This window comes from Gilliamella sp. Choc6-1, from assembly GCF_001690385.1.
Classification (GTDB): Bacteria; Pseudomonadota; Gammaproteobacteria; order Enterobacterales; family Orbaceae; genus Gilliamella; species Gilliamella apicola_A.
Genome location: NZ_LZHI01000046.1, coordinates 19732 through 38226 on the forward strand (window position 1 = coordinate 19732; position 18495 = coordinate 38226).

An 18495-nucleotide genomic window follows, 5' to 3' on the forward strand; every position below is an offset into this window, starting at 1 on the left:
AGTTGTGATAAATTTTGGAGTTATTTTATCTTATAAAGATGTTCAGATATGGCTTATACTCTCACCTACAATGATTTACCTGAAAATATCCAACATTGGCAAGGTTTACCGCTGTCATTAAATGGCTGTGAAGTGGTTCCTTTAGATTATAATGCAGGTAAAACAGGCTGGATTATTTATGGTAAAAAGTTAAATAAAACAGTCTTATCAAAATTCCAAGATCAACTTGCTATGCCAATGGTGATTGTTTCATCATGGAAAATCAAAACTTATCAGATTGTTCGTATTGCCGGGGTGATACCTAAAAAAGCCAAATCAATTTCATTAGCATTAGGTATTGATGTTGCCCCAATCGATAATTTACCCACGCTACGCTCCCCGGGGTTACTTGTTATGGACATGGATTCGACAGCGATTGGCATTGAATGTATTGATGAACTGGCCAAATTGCATGGTGTAGGGCAGCAAGTTGCAGCGGTAACTGAACAAGCGATGCGAGGTGAACTTGATTTTGCCACGAGTTTGCGAAAACGTGTGGCAACCTTAAAAGGCGCACATCAAGCTATTTTAGATCAAGTTAAAGATAATTTACCACTTACTCCTGGGCTTACTTATTTAGTAAAAGAACTGCATAAAAAAAATTGGCATGTTGCTATTGCCTCAGGCGGTTTTACCTATTTTGCTGATCATTTAAAGCAAAAGTTAAAATTAGTTGACGTTTATGCTAATGAATTAGAAATCAAACATGGTAAATTAACTGGTAAAGTTTCTGGTCAAATTGTTGATGCAAAATATAAAGCAAGGACATTACAACAACTAGCAGCATCGTTGGAAATTCCCATTGAACAAACTGTCGCAATTGGTGATGGAGCCAATGATTTGATGATGATTCGTATTGCTGGTCTAGGTGTTGCTTATCATGGTAAACCTAAAGTTGTCGAAAAAGCACGAATTAGTATTAATTATGCTGATTTAACGGGTTTATGGTGTATTTTATCCACTAGTTTATTAAGTGAAGGTTAGGAGATTAAATTGGCAAAAGCAGTAAAACGTGCTTATGTTTGTAATGATTGTGGAGCAGATTACCCACGTTGGCAAGGGCAATGTAGCTCATGCCATGCTTGGAACACCATTACCGAAGTTAGGCTTGCAAGCACCTCTTCACGTAACGACAGATTAACGGGTTATGCAGGTAGCGGGATTGGGCAAGCCAAAATTCAAAAATTGTCCGAAATCAGTTTAGAGGCACTGCCAAGATTTTCAACCGGTTTTTCAGAATTTGATCGTGTGCTTGGTGGTGGTGTTGTACCAGGGAGTGCCATTCTCATAGGAGGGAATCCCGGAGCAGGTAAAAGTACGTTATTACTGCAAACCATGAGTAAGCTCTCATCACAAATGAATACACTTTATGTTACTGGTGAAGAATCACTCCAACAAGTTGCAATGCGTGCCCATCGATTAGGTTTACCTGCGGATAATATTAATATGTTGTCCGAAACCAGTATTGAGCAAATCTGTTTATTGGCTGAGCAGTCCAAGCCTAAATTAATGGTGATTGACTCTATCCAAGTGATGCACCTTACTGATATCCAATCTTCGCCTGGTAGTGTTGCACAAGTACGCGAAACAGCTGCTTATTTAACTCGTTTTGCCAAAACAAAAGGCATTGCCATTATCATGGTGGGGCATGTTACTAAAGATGGCTCTCTTGCTGGTCCAAAAGTACTTGAGCACTGTATTGACTGCTCAATTTTATTAGATGGCGATGCCGACTCACGTTTTAGAACTCTACGTAGTCATAAAAACCGTTTTGGAGCAGTAAATGAGCTGGGTGTATTTGCTATGACCGAACAAGGTTTAAAAGAGGTTAGCAACCCATCAGCAATCTTTTTAAGCCGTGGAGATGAAATGCTACCGGGTAGTTCGGTAATGGTATTGTGGGAAGGTACTCGCCCATTATTGGTCGAAATCCAAGCGCTAGTCGATCACTCGATGTATGGTAATCCAAGACGTGTGACTGTAGGATTAGATCAAAATCGGCTTGCATTATTGCTTGCAGTATTGCATAGGCATGGGGGATTGCAAATGGCCGATCAAGATATTTTTGTTAATGTTGTTGGTGGTGTAAAAGTTACCGAAACAAGTGCGGATTTAGCATTGATTGCAGCACTTGTATCAAGTTTTCGCAATCGTCCGTTGCCACAAGATATCGTTATTTTTGGTGAAATTGGTCTTGGTGGCGAAATTCGACCAGTACCGAGCGGACAAGAACGTATCTCTGAAGCGGCTAAACATGGTTTTAAAAAAGCAATTGTACCTATTGCCAATATGCCGAAGAAGAAGCCCGAAAATATGCAGATTTTTGCAGTTAAAAAAGTGTCAGAAGCACTAGATATTTTAGGTGATTTTTAAAAACCATATAAAATAGTAATAGTTAAAATTAATCCGCCAATAAGATTATCGGCGGATTAAAGCTGGATTCAATTTTATTAAATGGGTTAATATTATTGTTTAATAACAAATTTCATAACAAGGTTGATAAGCGCTTCCTCCTGGCAATTTCATTCGGTTTTGTTTAACAAAACTACGCAATAAATTATCAAGTTGCTGCATAATTTCAATATCACCTTGTAATTTGTATCGACCATTTTCGGCAATTTGCTTCATACCAAATTCTTTAACATTTCCTGCAACAATACCAGAAAACGCACGACGCAAATCAGCGGCTAACAGCTCGACAGGTTGCTCACGATGAAGATTTAATGAGGCCATATTAGCGTGAGTAGGTTCGAAAGTATGTTGTAATGATTCATCGATTTTTAATAGCCAATTAAACCCATAAGCATCGCCTGTTTTTAAGCGTGAAGCTTTAACATGCTTAACACCCTCTTTCATAATACGAGCTACTTGTTCAGGTGAGTCGATAATAATTTGATAAAGTTTAGTTGCCTCATCGCCTAATGTGCTACGAATAAAGCTGTCGATAGAAGCAAAATAGGACTCGCACTCTTTAGGACCCGTTAAAATTAGAGGTAATGTTTGATGTTTATTTGCAGGGTTTAATAAAATACCCAGAATATAAAGCAATTCCTCGGCGGTTCCCGGTCCACCAGGGAAGATAATAATGCCATGAGCCATTCGTACAAATGCTTCAAGGCGTTTTTCGATATCGGGCATAATAATCAATTCATTGACTAATGCATTAGGTGGTTCAGCTGCAATAATTGATGGTTCTGTCATACCAATAAAACGGCTTTCTTTATAACGCTGTTGCGCATGACCAACAGCAGCGCCTTTCATTGGAGCTTCCATAACACCTGGACCACAACCAGTACAAATGTTAAGTTCGCGCAAACCAAGTTGCATACCTACTTGACGAGCATAATAGTATTCATTTTCGTTAATCGAATGTCCACCCCAGCAAACAACCAAATTTGGCTCTTCACCCACATGGAGCGCATTGGCATTGCGTAAAATAGAAAAAACAAGATTTGTAATATAAAACGATTGATCCCTTTCAAATTTGAAATCGGAAATAAGCTCTTTAACTGCACTGATTTGACTATTTAAAAAAAGGATATCGCGTAGTACAGCAAAAAGGTTAGCTTGAATTGAGCGAATAATTTTACCATCAACAAAAGCACTTTTTGGTGCATTAACCAATTCCAACTTGACACCACGCTCTTTGCTAATCACATTAATTTCGAAAGACTGGAATCTATCTAACAGATCTTTAGTATTATCAGTCTTACTGCCTGCATTTAGTGTCGCTAAAGAGCAATTTCTATATAATTTATAAAGCTCACTATTGGCGGATTTTTTTAAAATATCGACTTCTGCTTGAGCAAGTAAATCCATTGATCCTAATGGGCTAATATGGGTGATCATTGCAACCTCGATTTATCGGTTTCATCTAAAAAAGTTATTATATACCTAAACAGATGGAATAGATAACTTGGTAAAATAACATTTTATTTTGTTATACCTTTAAGAGTGAGGTCGCATTTTTTCGATAATTTGGTTACTGTACTGTTGAATTGCTAATAGTCAAAAAATAAAGTCTATGTTAGACTTAGTTAAACTCTGAAGCTCTTTTACTAAAGTGTTTTTTATTGATTTTATATGTTAGGTGAGCTGTGGTATAGCACAAAAATTGCTATGCTCTTGGATTTGGATAAGGTGTTTAAACTTATATGCAATTAGTTGATAATTATCAGCGTCGATTTCAATATCTGCGTTTGTCGATTACCGAGCTGTGTAATTTTCAGTGTCAGTACTGTTTACCACGTGGTTATCAGCCTAACAAGAAACATAAATTTTTGTCGCTCAATGAAATTAATCATGTTGTGGCAACATTTACTGATCTCGGTGTACGCAAAATTCGATTAACTGGTGGCGAGCCTACCTTGCGTCGCGATTTTATTGATATCTTATCGCTCATATCTTCCTATCCCAGCGTGAAGGAACTCGCTATTACGACCAATGGTTCACGTTTATTAAAAAATATTCACCATTGGCATCAAGCTGGTTTAAATGCGATTAATATTAGTATTGATAGTTTTTCTCCCCATTTATTTAAATTAATTACTGGTCAAAATAAGCTTAAAGAATTACTGCAGTGTGTTGATAAATCGTTAGAAGTAGGTATAAAAAAAGTCAAAATTAACACTGTTTTGATGAAAAACATGAATGATAATTTAAATGATTATTTGTTATGGATTAAAGATATTCCAGTAGAGTTGCGCTTTATTGAACTTATGGAAACAGGCGAAAGCAATGATGTATTTAATCGTTATCACTTGTCTGGTAGTTTTATTGAAACACAATTAATTGCGCAGGGGTGGGAGTTACAACCCAAAAAACCTTTATCAGGTCCTGCTAAGATTTATGTGCACAGCGACTATCAAGGAAAAATTGGTTTGATTATGCCCTATTCAAAAGATTTTTGTAAAAGTTGCAATCGATTACGTGTATCATCTATCGGTAAATTACATTACTGCCTATTTGGCGATGCGGCGGTTGATTTACGTGATTTGTTGGAAAGCTCAGAACAGAAACAACAATTAAAAGCAAGAATTCTTGCTTCATTAATGATTAAACCAGAAAAGCATTTGTTACATGATCATCATGTAGGACTCACCCCTAATTTATCTTATATCGGTGGATAATTGGCTGTTCTGTTTTGGAACTTTGTCAATTTGCCAATGTTGTATAGCCCAATCTAGTAACTGTTTTTGAGTGGCGTCTTGCCAATTTTCTGGCACACATTGCCCTAGAAACTGTAAAGCCTGGACGGTTAACGCTTTAAAATTGTTTAAATCAATCGGGCTAGCATGATTTTGTTTTGATAGTTTATTGCCATTTTTATCTAATACTAGTGGTAAATGGCAGTAACTTGGCACAGAAAAACCAAGCAGTTGATATAGTGAGATTTGTTTTGCAGTAACAGGTAAAAGATCTGCGCCACGAACAATTTCGGTAATTCCTTGTTCATGATCGTCTAATACTACCACTAAGTTATAGGCAAATAAGCCGCCTTTTCGGTGAATAATAAAATCTTCTTGCGCGCTTGCTTTTTCAACTGTTTGTAAGCCACGAATCTGATCTTTAAATTGAAAAATAGGATGATTTTGTTTTAAACGTATAGCAACTTGTTGTTTATTATTGATAGATAAATGTCGTTTACGACAAAAGTTATCGTAAATACCATTTGTTAGGTTTTGAATTCGTTGTCTAGTACAGTCACAATAATAAGCTTCTTGTTTGTCTATTAGTGTTTTTAAAATAGTGCGGTAACGCTCACAGCAAGATGATTGATACAAGACCGTATCATCCCAATATAGATTAAGTGCTTCAAGCGTTTTTAATATAAGTGATGATGCCCCTTTGACTTCTCGTGGTGGGTCGATATCTTCGATACGGACAAGCCATTTACCACGACAAGATTTAGCTTGGAGATAACTACCAAGAGCTGTTACCAACGAACCGAAATGTAACGGTCCTGATGGTGAAGGGGCAAAACGACCGATATAATACATAGGTCTTATTTAAGATTAATAGACAAAACTAGGATTACATTCCCATTTGTTTTTCACGAAGTTCAGCAAGAGTTTTACAATCGATACATAAATCGGCTGTAGGTCTTGCTTCTAAACGACGTATACCGATTTCAATACCACAAGATTCACAAAAACCAAAATCATCAGTTTCAATCTTTTTTAATGTTTTTTCAATTTTTTTAATAAGTTTACGTTCTCTATCACGTGCTCTTAATTCTAGGCTAAACTCCTCTTCTTGAGTTGCTCTATCAGCAGGATCTGGAAAATTTGCTGCTTCATCTTGCATATGTGAAACAGTTTTACCCATTTCTCCTTGTAGCTGAGTAAGCCATGCTTCCAAGATAAGCTTAAAATGTTTCAATTGCTTAGAATTCATATACTCCTCATCTTTTGCCTCTTTATAAGGTTCAAGCCCAGCAATTGAAAGCAGGCTAAGAGAAGATGTATTTAATTTTTGTTCCTTTTTCACTGCAATCCCCTTAGATACAGATTATTCGCAAGCGCTAAACTATAGCAATAAATTAGCTATTGGCAAAATTTTTTTATGTTTTTTTTTAAGTAAACTATGTAGATTAATATAACTGCGTGTTATAAATAAATTTTATTATCAATTCCACTGTTTCATGCCATTTATAGGGCATTTAACGACTAAGTCATGTAAGTTATCATTATCAGGTAATATCAATTCCGGAGCGATATCAAAAAGAGGGTAGAGTACAAATTCCCTATGTTTCATATGGTAATGTGGTATAGTAAGCCTTTCACTATTAATAATTAAATTATCATACAATAAAATATCTAAATCTAGGGTTCTAGCACTCCAACGGTTATCTTTGCGTACGCGTCCTTGTGCTTTTTCAATAGCTTGTAGTTCATCAAGCAATGCTATAGGCGATAAGCTTGTCGTCAGTTTAATTACTGCATTAAGATAATCATTTTGATCTTGTGGTCCTAAGGGCTTACTTCGGTAAAATGGTGAAATATCTACCACTTTTGTGCTAGGCAAACAGCGTAATGATTCAATAGCACGATTAGCTTGTGCAAACGGATCTTCAAGGTTGCTCCCTAAAGCAACATAACAAATTGACATAATTAGACTTATTTTTTGTGATATTAAATATAATTGAATGGCAATATCTTAGCACATAAAACAATTGCCAAGAATGATTATATAAATAGATTCATGCTTATGACTTTGTGTTATAAAAATATAACCATATAATCTTTAACTTTTTATCTATTTTTCATTATGTTACCTATGGTAAAGCAAATTACTTTATTAAATGGTTATTTTTATTAGTTATTGTATTTATTGAGAATATAAAATGAATTTAGGTCAACAATTAAGTTTTTTAATAAAAAATACTTCAATAATCAGTGATCCTCAAGTTATTGATTGTGCTATCAAGGGGATAATCGATTATTTTGCCTGTAGTTTACAAGCTTGTCAGGAAGATGATGTTCATAAATTACTAGCATGGATAGCAGATGAGGGTGGAAATACTAGAGCTTTGCTGATTGGTCAAAAAAAGTTAGCTACGGCAAGGCAAGCAGCACTTTTTAATGGCTTCCAAGCGCATTGTTTAGATTATGATGATGTACATTCAGATGTTAGAGGCCACCCCTCAGCCGTTATTTTATCCGCTCTTATTGCTAGTGTTCGATTAGATAGTATTGAACAAAAGATTGATAGTCGACGTTTTTTAACGGCTTATGTTATTGGTATTGAAGTGATGGCTTTGTTGGGTAAAAGTGTTAATCCACAGCATTATGAAAAAGGTTGGCATGCAACTATTACTTTGGGTGGAATTGCTGCCACTGCTGCTATTTGTTATCTCTATGATGAACCTTTTTTATCACAGGCATTAACATTAGCAGCTACACAAGCATCAGGAATGCGTTTGTTAATGGGTACTCCGATCAAATTTTTACATGCAGGATTAGCAGCACAGCATGCTGTACAATCCGTTGAATGGTTAAGAGCTGGTATACATGCCGATCAGGATTTTTTAGATGATAAATTAGGTTTTTTGGCTATTTATGGGCAAGGTAATACACATTTTGATTTAAGTCATTGGGGTAAAACTTGGAAGATTGTGGATCCCGGATTATGGTTTAAAAATTATTCTTATTGTTCAGCTGCTGCTTATATTGCTGATGCGGGTCAATTACTTTACCAAAATCTTAGCTTTGAATTTGATAATATTAATAATATTGTTATTTATTTTGCACCGCCAAATAGTGATGCTGCATTGATATATAAAACCCCTTCATTGGCGCAGCAAGGACGTTTTTCGGCTGAATATGTTTTAGCATTAACTCTTTTAGGATTGCCACTTGGTTTTGAGCAGTTTTCATCACAACCTATTTCAAATGCAATAAAACAATTAATGCAGAAGATGAAACGAAGTTATCAAACGCATCTTACGCCACATCCAGAAGCTTATAATGGGCGTTATGTAATTATTGATATTTTTCTTAAAAATGGTAAAAAGATAAGTCAGCGTATTGATATTCCCAAAGGTTCTCCTAAAAACCCATATAGCCAAACTGAAATGTCGTTAAAATTGCATTCAGCGATTAAAGATCAAGCTAAAACTAAAACAGAGCAATTATTAACAGATATTCATAAACTAGCAAAAGGTTTAGATATTCGTCAATTTCTATTATCTTATTTATTTACTCTTTAAATGTTAAATTATTATCATTAGTTAGTATATTTTTTAACTAAATTTCAAAATCAATTTCGTCAGTTAGCTGGCGTAAAAATCGTTGCGTAATTTCATTTTGAGGATTATCGATGACTGATTTTGCTGGTCCCTCTTCGATAATCATTCCTTCTGCCATAAAGATAATTCGATCTGCAACGTACTTAGCAAACTCCATTTCATGTGTTACTATAATCATAGTAATATGTTCTTTTGCTAGCTGTAGCATGACTTGCAATACTTCGTGTACTCGCTCAGGATCGAGTGCAGAAGTCGGTTCATCAAATAATAATACATTTGGTTTAACAGCTAAAGCTCTTGCAATTGCAACACGTTGTTGTTGACCACCCGATAAAGTGATGGGATATTGTGTTGCGTATGGCAACATACCGACTCGTTCTAATAATGATAATCCTTGTTGTTTTGCTTTGGTTTTATCCATTTTTTGACCAACAATTAATGGATAAGTTATATTTTCTAATGCTGTTTTATTTTTAAATAAATTATAGTGTTGGAAAACCATAGCGGACTGTTTTCGTAAGTTGCTTTCTTCTTTAATACTATAATGCTTACTATTAAGTGATACAGTTCCTATTTTGATAGTGCCTGTATTTGGTTTTTCTAGTAAATTTAAACAACGTAACAGAGTTGATTTTCCTGAGCCTGATGGGCCAATAATGGCAACAACTTCACCTTGTTTTATATTTAAGTTGATGTCCTTTAATACTTCATTATTTGCAAAACGTTTAGATAAATGCGAAACAGAAATCATAACCTTACTCCTTAACGATGATAAGGTACATTGAGCTTTCGCTCTAATTGTTTTTGTATCCAAGAATAGGCAACAACAGTTAGCCAGTAAACAATACCTACAGCTAGATAGGTTTCGAAGTAGAGAAATGAGTTAGCGGTTAACATTTTCCCCGATGCTAATAGTTCTTGTACGCCAACAAAAAAGGCAACAGACGAATCTTTAAGTAATGAAATGAACATATTACCAGCGTTTGGTAGGGCATTGACCATAGCTTGTGGTAGTATAATACCTCGATAAACTTGTATTTTACTTAAACCAACGGTTATTCCTGCCTCTTTCTGACCTTGATCAACGGACTTTAAACTTGCCCGGAAAATTTCAGCTAAATAGGACGAATATTTTAAACTGAAGCAGATAATAGCTGCTGTTGTAGCGCCCATTTGTTTTAGAACAGGAAAAATTTGTGGTAATCCGTAATAAATAATAAACAGTAATACAACAGAAGGTATTCCTCGAAACAGTGATATAAACAGTGCAAAAAACGAATCGATAATGATTATTTTATTGCTACGTAATAGTGCAATTGTTAGTCCAAATATAATGGCAAACATAATCGATATGATGGTAATAAAAAGTGTAACAGGCAGATAAGGTAATATCTGCGGAAATACACTTAAAAAATAGTTTACATTAAAATTCATAGGGTAATATCTTCACCAAAATATTTAATTGCAAGGTTTTTCAATGTGCCATTGGTGCGTAACTTTTCGATGGCTTGATTGAATTTTTTACGTAGTGCTTGGCCTTTTTCATCTTTACTAAATGGAAAAGCAACTTGCTCAATAGTAATTGGCTCACCCACTAATTTAAACGGTAGATTTTTACGCTTAATTTCAGCCAGTAATATTGGCTTAGAATTGACATAACCATCAACTCGTCTATACTCCGTGTCATACATTGCACCATCTCGTGTTTCATAGGTCTTGATTGTTATTTCGTTGTTAGGAAAGGCTTTTTTTAGATTATTTATATGATTTGAGCCTAGCACACCGGCAATGGTTTTACCTTTAAAATCAGATAATTGCTTGATATCGTTGTTATCTTTGTGGGTAACAACTTGGCTACCGTAAAGGCTATAGGTATTGGAAAAATCATATTTGGCTTGACGAGCATCTGTAACCGCAACTGCATTGGCAATAGTATCTAAACGCCCTGAATCAAATTGCCCCATTAAACCACCAAATTCAGCAATGATCCATTCGACTTTATAGCCTAATTCGTTAGCAATTGCTTCAGTAACTTCAACATCAAATCCGACTAAATTGCCATCTTGTTTATAACCGTTTGGATAGCTTTGTCCTGTGGAGCCCACTTTAATTACATTTTGCTCTGTTACTTGATGATTGGATTTATTATCACAACCAATTAAGGCTAGGCTAGTTAATAATAGAGCGGACAGTAACTTGCTTATTTTTTTCATAGTTTATTACTCCTTTTTTCCATTCGGTATAGTTTTTATGATTTAAGATTTTTTCAAAATAAAGGGTGGTATGATCGGGTGTTAAATTAGCTTGCCCTATTTTTTTATAGCCTCTATTAATATAAGTTTGGGCAAGCCATGGATGATTTGCAGCAGTGCCTAACGTGACTGCAGGTAATTTTAGTTGGTTAATTAGAATTTGCTGTTCAACAAAATTCCATAATGCATTACCATAACCTTTGCCTTTATATTGTGGCGCTGTTGCAAACCAACCTAAATGCGGTACCCCATAAGGTCCAGGGTTATTGCCCCACGGAAAGCGAATACTTAAGGTTGATAGTAGATCACCTTCTTTTTCAAATAGATACACGGCATTGGAATCAATATGGTCAGCAATTTGCGATTGCGTGATTGTTGCTGCGGCAAAATGAATGCCTAATTGAGTGGTGGATTGATAAGCATTATGCAATAGAGCCTGATAAGCAGGAATGTCTTTATGAGTGATTAAGCGAAAGCTCATGCTAATACTCCACACTGTTCAGCATATTGAATAACTTGTGCTACTTTTTCCGGTGCAGAGCCAATATAGCTAATTGGATCTAACCAAGCATCAAGTTCGGATTCGGTGAATTCTTTATTTAAACGTGGTTCTTCTAATAATATATCTTTAAATGGTCGATTTTGTTCAAATGCTTTCATGGCGCTTTGGTAAACTAAATTATGTGCAGTTTGTTTACCTAATCGTTTGCCGATTTCAAACATCACTTTTTCAGATAGTAGTAAACCATTTTGTAGTGATAAATTGGTCAACATTTTGTCAGCATTGACTTTAAGTCCTTTAAGTACGGTAAGTGCTGTCTGTAATTGCGCTGAAATATAGAGAGTAATTTCTGGTAGTGCGATCCATTCGGCTCGCCAACTCATGGCATCGCGCTCATGTTCAACTTTCATTGATTCGTGAATTAACGCGACGCTTTTTAAAAGTGGAGCTGTCAAACTGGCTAAACCTTCTAATGCCGCTGGGTTGCGTTTATGCGGCATGGTAGTTGAGCCTATTTTTCCTTCCGAGAACGGTTCTTCAACTTCGTTAATTTCGGTACGCATTAAGTTGTAAAATTCATTGCCCATTTTACCTAATGTGCCACTAATTAGCGCAATGACTGATGCATATTCAGAAAAACGGTCACGAGCTGCTTGCCAACCGATATTAGGGGTATTTAGTCCCAGTATTGTTAGAGCACGAGTTTCAACTTGTGGTCCTAACTTGCCCATTGAGGCATAAGTACAAATTGCACCACTAATATTACCGACTAATACTCGTTGTTTGATTTCACTTAAACGTTGTAAGTGCCGAATAAATTCATCTAACCATACGGCAAGTTTAAAACCAAAGGTTGTGGGGAGTGCTTGCATGCCATGGGTTCTTCCAACCATGGGTAAATACTGATACTTTTTAGCTAAACGTTTTAGTTCTAGTGCCACTAGTTTGCTATCGCGTTCAATTACAGTAAAAGATTGTTTTAATTGTAAAACAGTTGCAGTATCGACGATATCTTGTGTGGTTGCGCCGTAATGAATATATTGACCCGCATCACCGACTTGTTTTTGCAGTGCATTAATTGTTGACATTAACGAATGTTTGGCTTTAGCTGCTTCTTCGGCAATTTGTTCAATTGATAATTTAGATGCATCGGCTTTGGATATGATTGAATTGGCTGCTTCAATTGGAATAACGCCTAACTCGCCTTCCGCTTTAGCTAAAGCAACTTCGACATCCACCTGTTTTTGCAAGCGATTTGTCTCTGACCAAATTGCTCTCATTTCGTTAGTACCAAAGTTATTGCCCAAAATTAAAAAATCTAAAATATGTGACGCCATCAAACTATCCTCAATAATTGTTACTATCTTACTCAATAATTATTAGTAATTATTGGAGTATCGTCTAATTATCTGTTTTTCTATTGATATAACCAAATGGAATAAAATACTAATAAGAAGGAGGAGGTGTAAGTAATCATTAGAATAATTTTTGATTAATAAGGATATGTATGCCAAATCTAAACCTGTTTTTTATAGTAAAAAACATATTAATTTAAAGGGGGAAGTAAATAGAAACACCCTTTATTTGAGCGTTTCTATTGTTATGACTGTTTATTATTAAAATTTCTATAGTACTTCAACAATTGATTCGCAAAGTCTGGACATGTTATCTAATGTCATACCAGCCACGTTGATACGTCCTGAGTTTACGATGTAAATGCCATAATCATTACGTAATTTTAGTACTTGTTCTTCGTTCAAACCACTGAACGAAAACATGCCATTTTGTTTGACTATGAAACTGAAATCTTGATTTGCGCCTTTATCTTGTAGCGTTTTGACAAATAATTGGCGCATACGATGAATACGTTGCCGCATGTTGGTTAATTCATTAATCCATTCTTCTTTTAATTCCTTATTATTTAGAATATACGAAACAATTTTTGCTCCATGAGCTGGTGGGTTAGAGTAATTTGCACGAATAATGGTTTTTACTTGGCTAAAGGCGCGATCGGCAATTTCAGTACTTTTGGCAATTAAAGTAAAGGCACCAACACGTTCGTTATAAAGCCCAAAGTTTTTAGAATAGGAGCTAGCAATGAGTAGCTCTGGATGCATGTTAGCAAATAAGCGTAATCCGTAGGCATCTTCTTCAATTCCTTGCCCAAAGCCTTGATAAGCTAAGTCAAATAGTGGTAACCAACCATTTTTTAAAGCTAAACCAGAAATAGTTTGCCATTGTTCAGGTGTTGGATCAATACCCGTTGGGTTATGACAACAGCCATGGAATAAGACTGCATCTCCTTTTGTAACTAGGTTTAAACTGTTCATCATAGCATCAAAATCAAGGCTATGTGTTTGTGGGTTATAATAGTTGTATTCACGTGCTTCAAGCCCTGCTGTTTGAAAAATACTAAGATGATTTGGCCAAGACGGATTACTTAACCAAATACGTTTTACTTTGGTTCGATGAACTAGAAAATCTGCCATAATACGTAAGGCACCCGTGCCACCTGGTGTTTGTGCTGTTCTGGCTCGCTCACTTTCACTACCAAAAAGCAAGCTTTGTGTTGCAATATTGAATTCTGGAACGCCATCAATAGGTAAATAGCTTTTAGTCGCCTCCTTATCAAGTAAAATGTGTTCAGCTTTTTTTACACTATCTAAAATAGGTGTTAGGGTTGTTTCATCTTTATAAACACCAACGCTTAAATTAATTTTATTGATACGTTCATCTTTATTATAAAGATCGGCTAGACCGAGAATAGGATCTGCCGGGGCAGCATTTAAATTTTCAAACATAATTCACCTATTTCCTCTAAGTTACTTTCATCGCATTATATACACATTATTTTGTAACATACAATTTAGATAATTGAATTTTACCAAAAAGATTTAGCTGATAATTTAATCTTTTCACAGATCATTTTTTAGTTACGTACAATGAGTTTGTCTAAAAATGACATCAAATCATCAGCTAAAGTTATAATTTGCCCTGTTATTAAATCTTCTTTTACAATTTGATTTGTGAGGTTGTTTAATGCAATTATAGTTGTATCTTCATCGGTTGTTGCTATAAAAATAGTCGGGAAACGTTTTAATCTTTTTTGCTGAGATAAATGAGCAATTAAATGTTGTTCTAAATTTGAAAAATCATCGTCATTCCAAGCTTGTATTAGTGTTAAATTGATATCAGCAAACTTTGCTGACATATTGCCTGCGTACTGAGTTCCATAAAAAACGTGTGCGTTTGGTTGTAACGTGATACCAACAATTTTTTCAACGACTGTTAGATCTCTAGGCGGATTTAATAAGAAAGGTCTCCAAAACACAGTTAATTGATCGGTCTTTAAAATACAGGGTGAAGACATGGCATGGAGTTCTTCGCTTTGTGGTGCATACTCAAACTGACTCAGCCAACGAGCAGTGAAATCAATTAATGCATTTTTATCAACTGAATCCATAAAACTAATTTAATCTCTTAATTTTATAAAAATATTATCATATATCAATTATTATACTGGTTTAGCTAATATATGCACTATTGTTTTGATATATAATTTTTGTTAATTATTCTAATAATCAAATAAAAGTTTGTAGAGATATTTTTAGCTTTATCTGATGTTTTAGTTTAATGTTTCAAATAGATAAAATTTGTTTTTGATAATATAGCTAAATTAATTTTAATACTATAAAAAATCATTATCTAACTATTTATAAAATGGTAAGTTTAATTTTCTTGCTATCCTTAGCGGAAACGTGAATAATAAAGACGGGTAATTTTATCCTTGTAATGCAGCAATGGCGTTAGACATTACAATTTTTTAAAAAATAAATAGCGTATGTAGAATCGTTATAATTAGATAATATGTTTATTTTTAACAATCATATATAAAGTTAGAATGTTTGCGAAAATCAGTTAACTACAAGATTTTGCAAATTAATATGGAAATAATATCAATTAAATAGGTGCTTAGTATTGATTCGAAAAAACAGACAAATGTTTCGAATTTTACATAGTAACTGAATATGGGTTGATATTGTGTAAACGATATCGGATTCACATAAAATAATAACTAAAAAAACATAAATAAAATAATGAATACCGTTTAAAAATATCTTGTTTAGTATCGTTTGTTATTATTGTTAAAATAAACAGCCTACTAATAATAGAATTCTACCTACAGTTAATTAAGATTAATCAAGAGTGTAGAATAATGAAAAGAATGCTAATCAACGCAACCCAGCAAGAAGAACTCCGTGTTGCGCTTGTTGATGGTCAACGCTTATACGATTTAGATATAGAAAGCCTTGGGCATGAGCAAAAGAAAGCCAATATTTATAAAGGCAAAATTACCAAAATTAATCCAAGTTTAGAAGCTGCTTTTGTTTCTTATGGCGGAGAACGAGATGGTTTTTTACCTCTAAAAGAAATTGCTGATAACTACTTCCCATCTAATATGACAGGGCGTCGTACTATCAAACATCTACATGAAGGCCAAGAAGTACTTATTCAAATTGAAAAAGAAATTCGAGGAAAAAAAGGTGCGGCGTTAACTACTTATATCAGTTTGGCAGGTAGCTATTTAGTATTGATGCCCAATGATCCTCGTGCTGGCGGTGTTTCTCGCCGGATTGAAGGCGAAGATCGTGCAGATTTAAAGCGAATTATTGATGCTATTGAAAAACCAAAGGGCATGGGAGTTATAGCTAGAACAGCGGGGGTTGGTAAAACCCAAGAAGAACTACAACAGGATTTAAATGCTTTAGTAAACTATTGGACAGCAATTCAAAATGAAGCAAAAAATCATTCAGCTCCAAGCTTGATTCATAAAGAAAGTGATATTATTACTCGAGCTTTCCGTGATTATTTACGTGATGATGTTGGTGATATTTTAATCGACAATCCAAAGGTATTAGAAATAGCTAAAAAACGCTTAGCTGATTTAGGAAGGGTTGAATACGTCAATCGCCTTAAACTTTATGAGGGTGATGTGCCGTTATTTAATCATTTTCAAATCGAAGGTCAAATTGAATCAGCATTCCAACGTGAAGTACGTTTACCATCAGGAGGTTCAATTGTTATTGATGCGACCGAAGCATTAACTGCGATTGATATTAATTCAGCAAAATCTATCCGTGGTAGTGATATAGAGGAAACTGCCTTTAACACTAATCTCGAAGCTGCAGAAGAAATTGCTCGGCAATTACGCTTACGCGACTTAGGTGGTTTAATTGTTATCGATTTTATTGATATGACGCCAATTCGCAATCAGCGAGAAGTAGAAAATCGCTTAAAAGAAGCAATGAAAACAGACCGCGCACGAATTCAAACAACGAGAATTTCACGATTCGGCTTGCTTGAAATGTCTCGCCAGCGTTTAAGTCCTTCACTACGTGAAGCAACGCATCATATTTGTCCTCGTTGTCAAGGAACAGGTACGGTTCGCGATAATAATTCATTATCGCTTTCTATCTTGCGGTTAATTCAAGAAGAAGCGATGAAAGACAATACAGTTCAGATTGATGTTATCGTTCCTGTACCAATAGCGAGTTACTTACTTAATGAAAAACGTCGTGCAATTACCAATATTGAAAGAATGCACCCTGATGTCAAAATTGTGATAGCTGGCGATGAAGAAATGGAAACACCACTTTATAAAGTGATTCGTAAACGAGCAGGTGAAGAAACAGACGTATTAAGTTATAATCTTCCAAAGTTGATTCGCGAACTTGAAGAACAGGAAGAAGATCAAGTTGCAGAAGTGGTTGTTGAACAAGCGGTATTGTCAGGACCAAAAGTTGAAGCTTGCACCATACAAAAAGAAAAGATTGAGGTAAAAGCCGAAAAGTCAGGAAGTTTATTTGGTGAGTTATTTAGCAAGATTCGTAAACTGTTTGTATCCGAAAAATATGAGCCTGAGCCAGAAATTAAACCATTGCCAAGTAAAAGACGCGATAATCAACGTTCAAATAATCGACGACAACGTAATAATAGAAATAGCAATGCTGCGGCGACTAACAGTCATAATGTGATAACTGATGATATAAAAGAGCCAACTCGAAATAATAGTCGTCGAGCTAAACAAAATAATAGCGCTACTTCATCAATTGGCGTAAATAATGTTAAAGCAGAAAAATCCGTTATTGAAATGACACAATCGAAGCAACGAGAGGTCAAACCAAGACGTCAACAACGTACTTTAACAAAAAGTATACGTGTTAAAAATCTCGAAGCAGCCATGACAAAAAATGACAAACAGCGGGTTATTATTCCGTCATTGTTATTGCCAGTTATTGTTTCTGAGCAAACTGAATGTGATGTTATTCCAGAGTCACAACCAAAACGCCAACGACGAACTTCTAGACATTTAAGAATGAATGGTCCGCGCAGCAAACGGCGTGTACGAAATACATCTCTTAAACAATCGCCAATGCCGTTATCATTTGCGGCGGCATCATTAGAATTGGCTTTAGGAAGAGTAGCCATTGACTACAGTCATGTTAATCATGATATGCCAAATGACGTTGTACCTATTATTCCTTCGCTTTTATTGCCAGTTATTATTAAAGATGAAGTGATAACCTATAATGCGGATATAACAAAACAAACATCGGTTATTGATGAAGTTTTACATGAGCATTCATCTACTAATACCGTATTTACGATGAGTGATAATATTCTCAATGAAAACAATAGTGATATAGCAACAAAGGTCGAGCAACCAGTAGGTTACTCTTCTTCTGTTATGAAAAAGGCACCAGCACCACAATCAGTTACCGAGAAGATTGGTATAAAGTTACGCGAAGAGTCGGATTATCAATTTGAAGGTAAAGGGAATGCAGGTGGCTTAAATGCAGAGAATCATGCCTATGCAAAGGCAAGTAAGCCGTCATACCCTTCAGAATAAAATTGATATAGAACTGCAGTAGTGGCTATTAGGTCACTACTGT

Annotated in this window: 16 protein-coding genes; 5 read left to right on the top strand and 11 right to left on the bottom strand. The window is 35.3% G+C overall.

All coding sequences use genetic code 11. The features are described 5' to 3' along the window. The first annotated feature begins 48 nt into the window (after positions 1–48). Entirely contained in the window at positions 49–1023 is a 975-nt protein-coding gene (gene serB, locus A9G36_RS06700; RefSeq protein WP_065560868.1) for a phosphoserine phosphatase, read from the top strand. A 9-nt stretch (positions 1024–1032) separates the two neighbouring features. Beyond that, the gene (gene radA, locus A9G36_RS06705) at positions 1033–2412 is read left to right on the top strand and encodes a DNA repair protein RadA (protein WP_065575362.1); all 1380 of its coding nucleotides are present in this window, start codon (positions 1033–1035) and stop codon (positions 2410–2412) included. A gap of 99 nt (positions 2413–2511) precedes the next feature. Here the strand turns inward: radA and ppnN are convergent, their stop codons facing one another. Further along, on the bottom strand, positions 2512–3888 hold the full coding sequence (gene ppnN, locus A9G36_RS06710) for a nucleotide 5'-monophosphate nucleosidase PpnN (protein WP_034948351.1): 1377 nt from the start codon (positions 3886–3888) through the stop codon (positions 2512–2514). A gap of 305 nt (positions 3889–4193) precedes the next feature. Here ppnN and moaA point away from each other — a divergent pair, with 305 nt between their 5' ends. Further along, entirely contained in the window at positions 4194–5168 is a 975-nt protein-coding gene (moaA, locus tag A9G36_RS06715; RefSeq protein WP_065585544.1) for a GTP 3',8-cyclase MoaA, read from the top strand. Here moaA and gluQRS read toward each other — a convergent pair. From gluQRS to folK, 3 genes are all read right to left on the bottom strand, one after another. Then, positions 5148–6038 (bottom strand): tRNA glutamyl-Q(34) synthetase GluQRS, encoded by an 891-nt coding sequence (gene gluQRS / locus A9G36_RS06720; RefSeq protein WP_065568697.1) that lies wholly within the window; start codon positions 6036–6038, stop codon positions 5148–5150. The two genes, moaA and gluQRS, sit on opposite strands and share 21 nt — an antisense overlap. A 34-nt stretch (positions 6039–6072) precedes the next feature. Next, complete coding sequence (gene dksA, locus A9G36_RS06725; RefSeq protein ID WP_034948343.1) at positions 6073–6528, bottom strand: RNA polymerase-binding protein DksA; 456 nt, start codon at positions 6526–6528, stop codon at positions 6073–6075. A 138-nt stretch (positions 6529–6666) separates the two neighbouring features. Beyond that, positions 6667–7149, bottom strand: a complete 483-nt coding sequence (gene folK / locus A9G36_RS06730) for a 2-amino-4-hydroxy-6-hydroxymethyldihydropteridine diphosphokinase (protein WP_065574137.1) — start codon at positions 7147–7149, stop codon at positions 6667–6669. A gap of 235 nt (positions 7150–7384) precedes the next feature. Here folK and A9G36_RS06735 point away from each other — a divergent pair, with 235 nt between their 5' ends. Next, entirely contained in the window at positions 7385–8749 is a 1365-nt protein-coding gene (locus A9G36_RS06735; protein ID WP_065585545.1) for an MmgE/PrpD family protein, read from the top strand. Positions 8750–8786: 37 nt separating this feature from the next. On the opposite strand, the gene A9G36_RS06740 is transcribed toward A9G36_RS06735, so the two are convergent. From A9G36_RS06740 to syd, 7 genes are all read right to left on the bottom strand, one after another. Then, positions 8787–9539, bottom strand: a complete 753-nt coding sequence (locus A9G36_RS06740) for an amino acid ABC transporter ATP-binding protein (protein WP_065568694.1) — start codon at positions 9537–9539, stop codon at positions 8787–8789. Positions 9540–9550: 11 nt separating this feature from the next. After that, a complete protein-coding gene (locus A9G36_RS06745) occupies positions 9551–10222 on the bottom strand; it encodes an amino acid ABC transporter permease (protein WP_065568693.1) in 672 nt (223 codons plus the stop codon). Further along, the gene (locus A9G36_RS06750; RefSeq protein ID WP_065568692.1) at positions 10219–11001 is read right to left on the bottom strand and encodes an amino acid ABC transporter substrate-binding protein; all 783 of its coding nucleotides are present in this window, start codon (positions 10999–11001) and stop codon (positions 10219–10221) included. The genes A9G36_RS06745 and A9G36_RS06750 overlap by 4 nt, the downstream gene beginning before the upstream one ends. Continuing rightward, positions 10958–11521 (bottom strand): GNAT family N-acetyltransferase, encoded by a 564-nt coding sequence (locus A9G36_RS06755; RefSeq protein ID WP_081295234.1) that lies wholly within the window; start codon positions 11519–11521, stop codon positions 10958–10960. The genes A9G36_RS06750 and A9G36_RS06755 overlap by 44 nt, the downstream gene beginning before the upstream one ends. After that, on the bottom strand, positions 11518–12879 hold the full coding sequence (gene purB, locus A9G36_RS06760; protein ID WP_065568691.1) for an adenylosuccinate lyase: 1362 nt from the start codon (positions 12877–12879) through the stop codon (positions 11518–11520). The genes A9G36_RS06755 and purB overlap by 4 nt, the downstream gene beginning before the upstream one ends. Before the next feature lie 288 nt (positions 12880–13167). Next, positions 13168–14343, bottom strand: a complete 1176-nt coding sequence (locus A9G36_RS06765; RefSeq protein WP_065568690.1) for an amino acid aminotransferase — start codon at positions 14341–14343, stop codon at positions 13168–13170. A 128-nt stretch (positions 14344–14471) separates the two neighbouring features. After that, positions 14472–15005 carry a SecY-interacting protein gene (gene syd, locus A9G36_RS06770; RefSeq protein ID WP_065568689.1) on the bottom strand — a complete coding sequence of 178 codons (534 nt, stop codon included), beginning with the start codon at positions 15003–15005 and terminating at the stop codon, positions 14472–14474. A gap of 753 nt (positions 15006–15758) precedes the next feature. On the opposite strand from syd, the gene rne reads away from it, so the two are divergent. Further along, positions 15759–18452: a ribonuclease E gene (gene rne / locus A9G36_RS06775; RefSeq protein WP_065585546.1), complete on the top strand. Its 2694-nt coding sequence runs from the start codon at positions 15759–15761 to the stop codon at positions 18450–18452. Positions 18453–18495 lie beyond the last annotated feature (43 nt).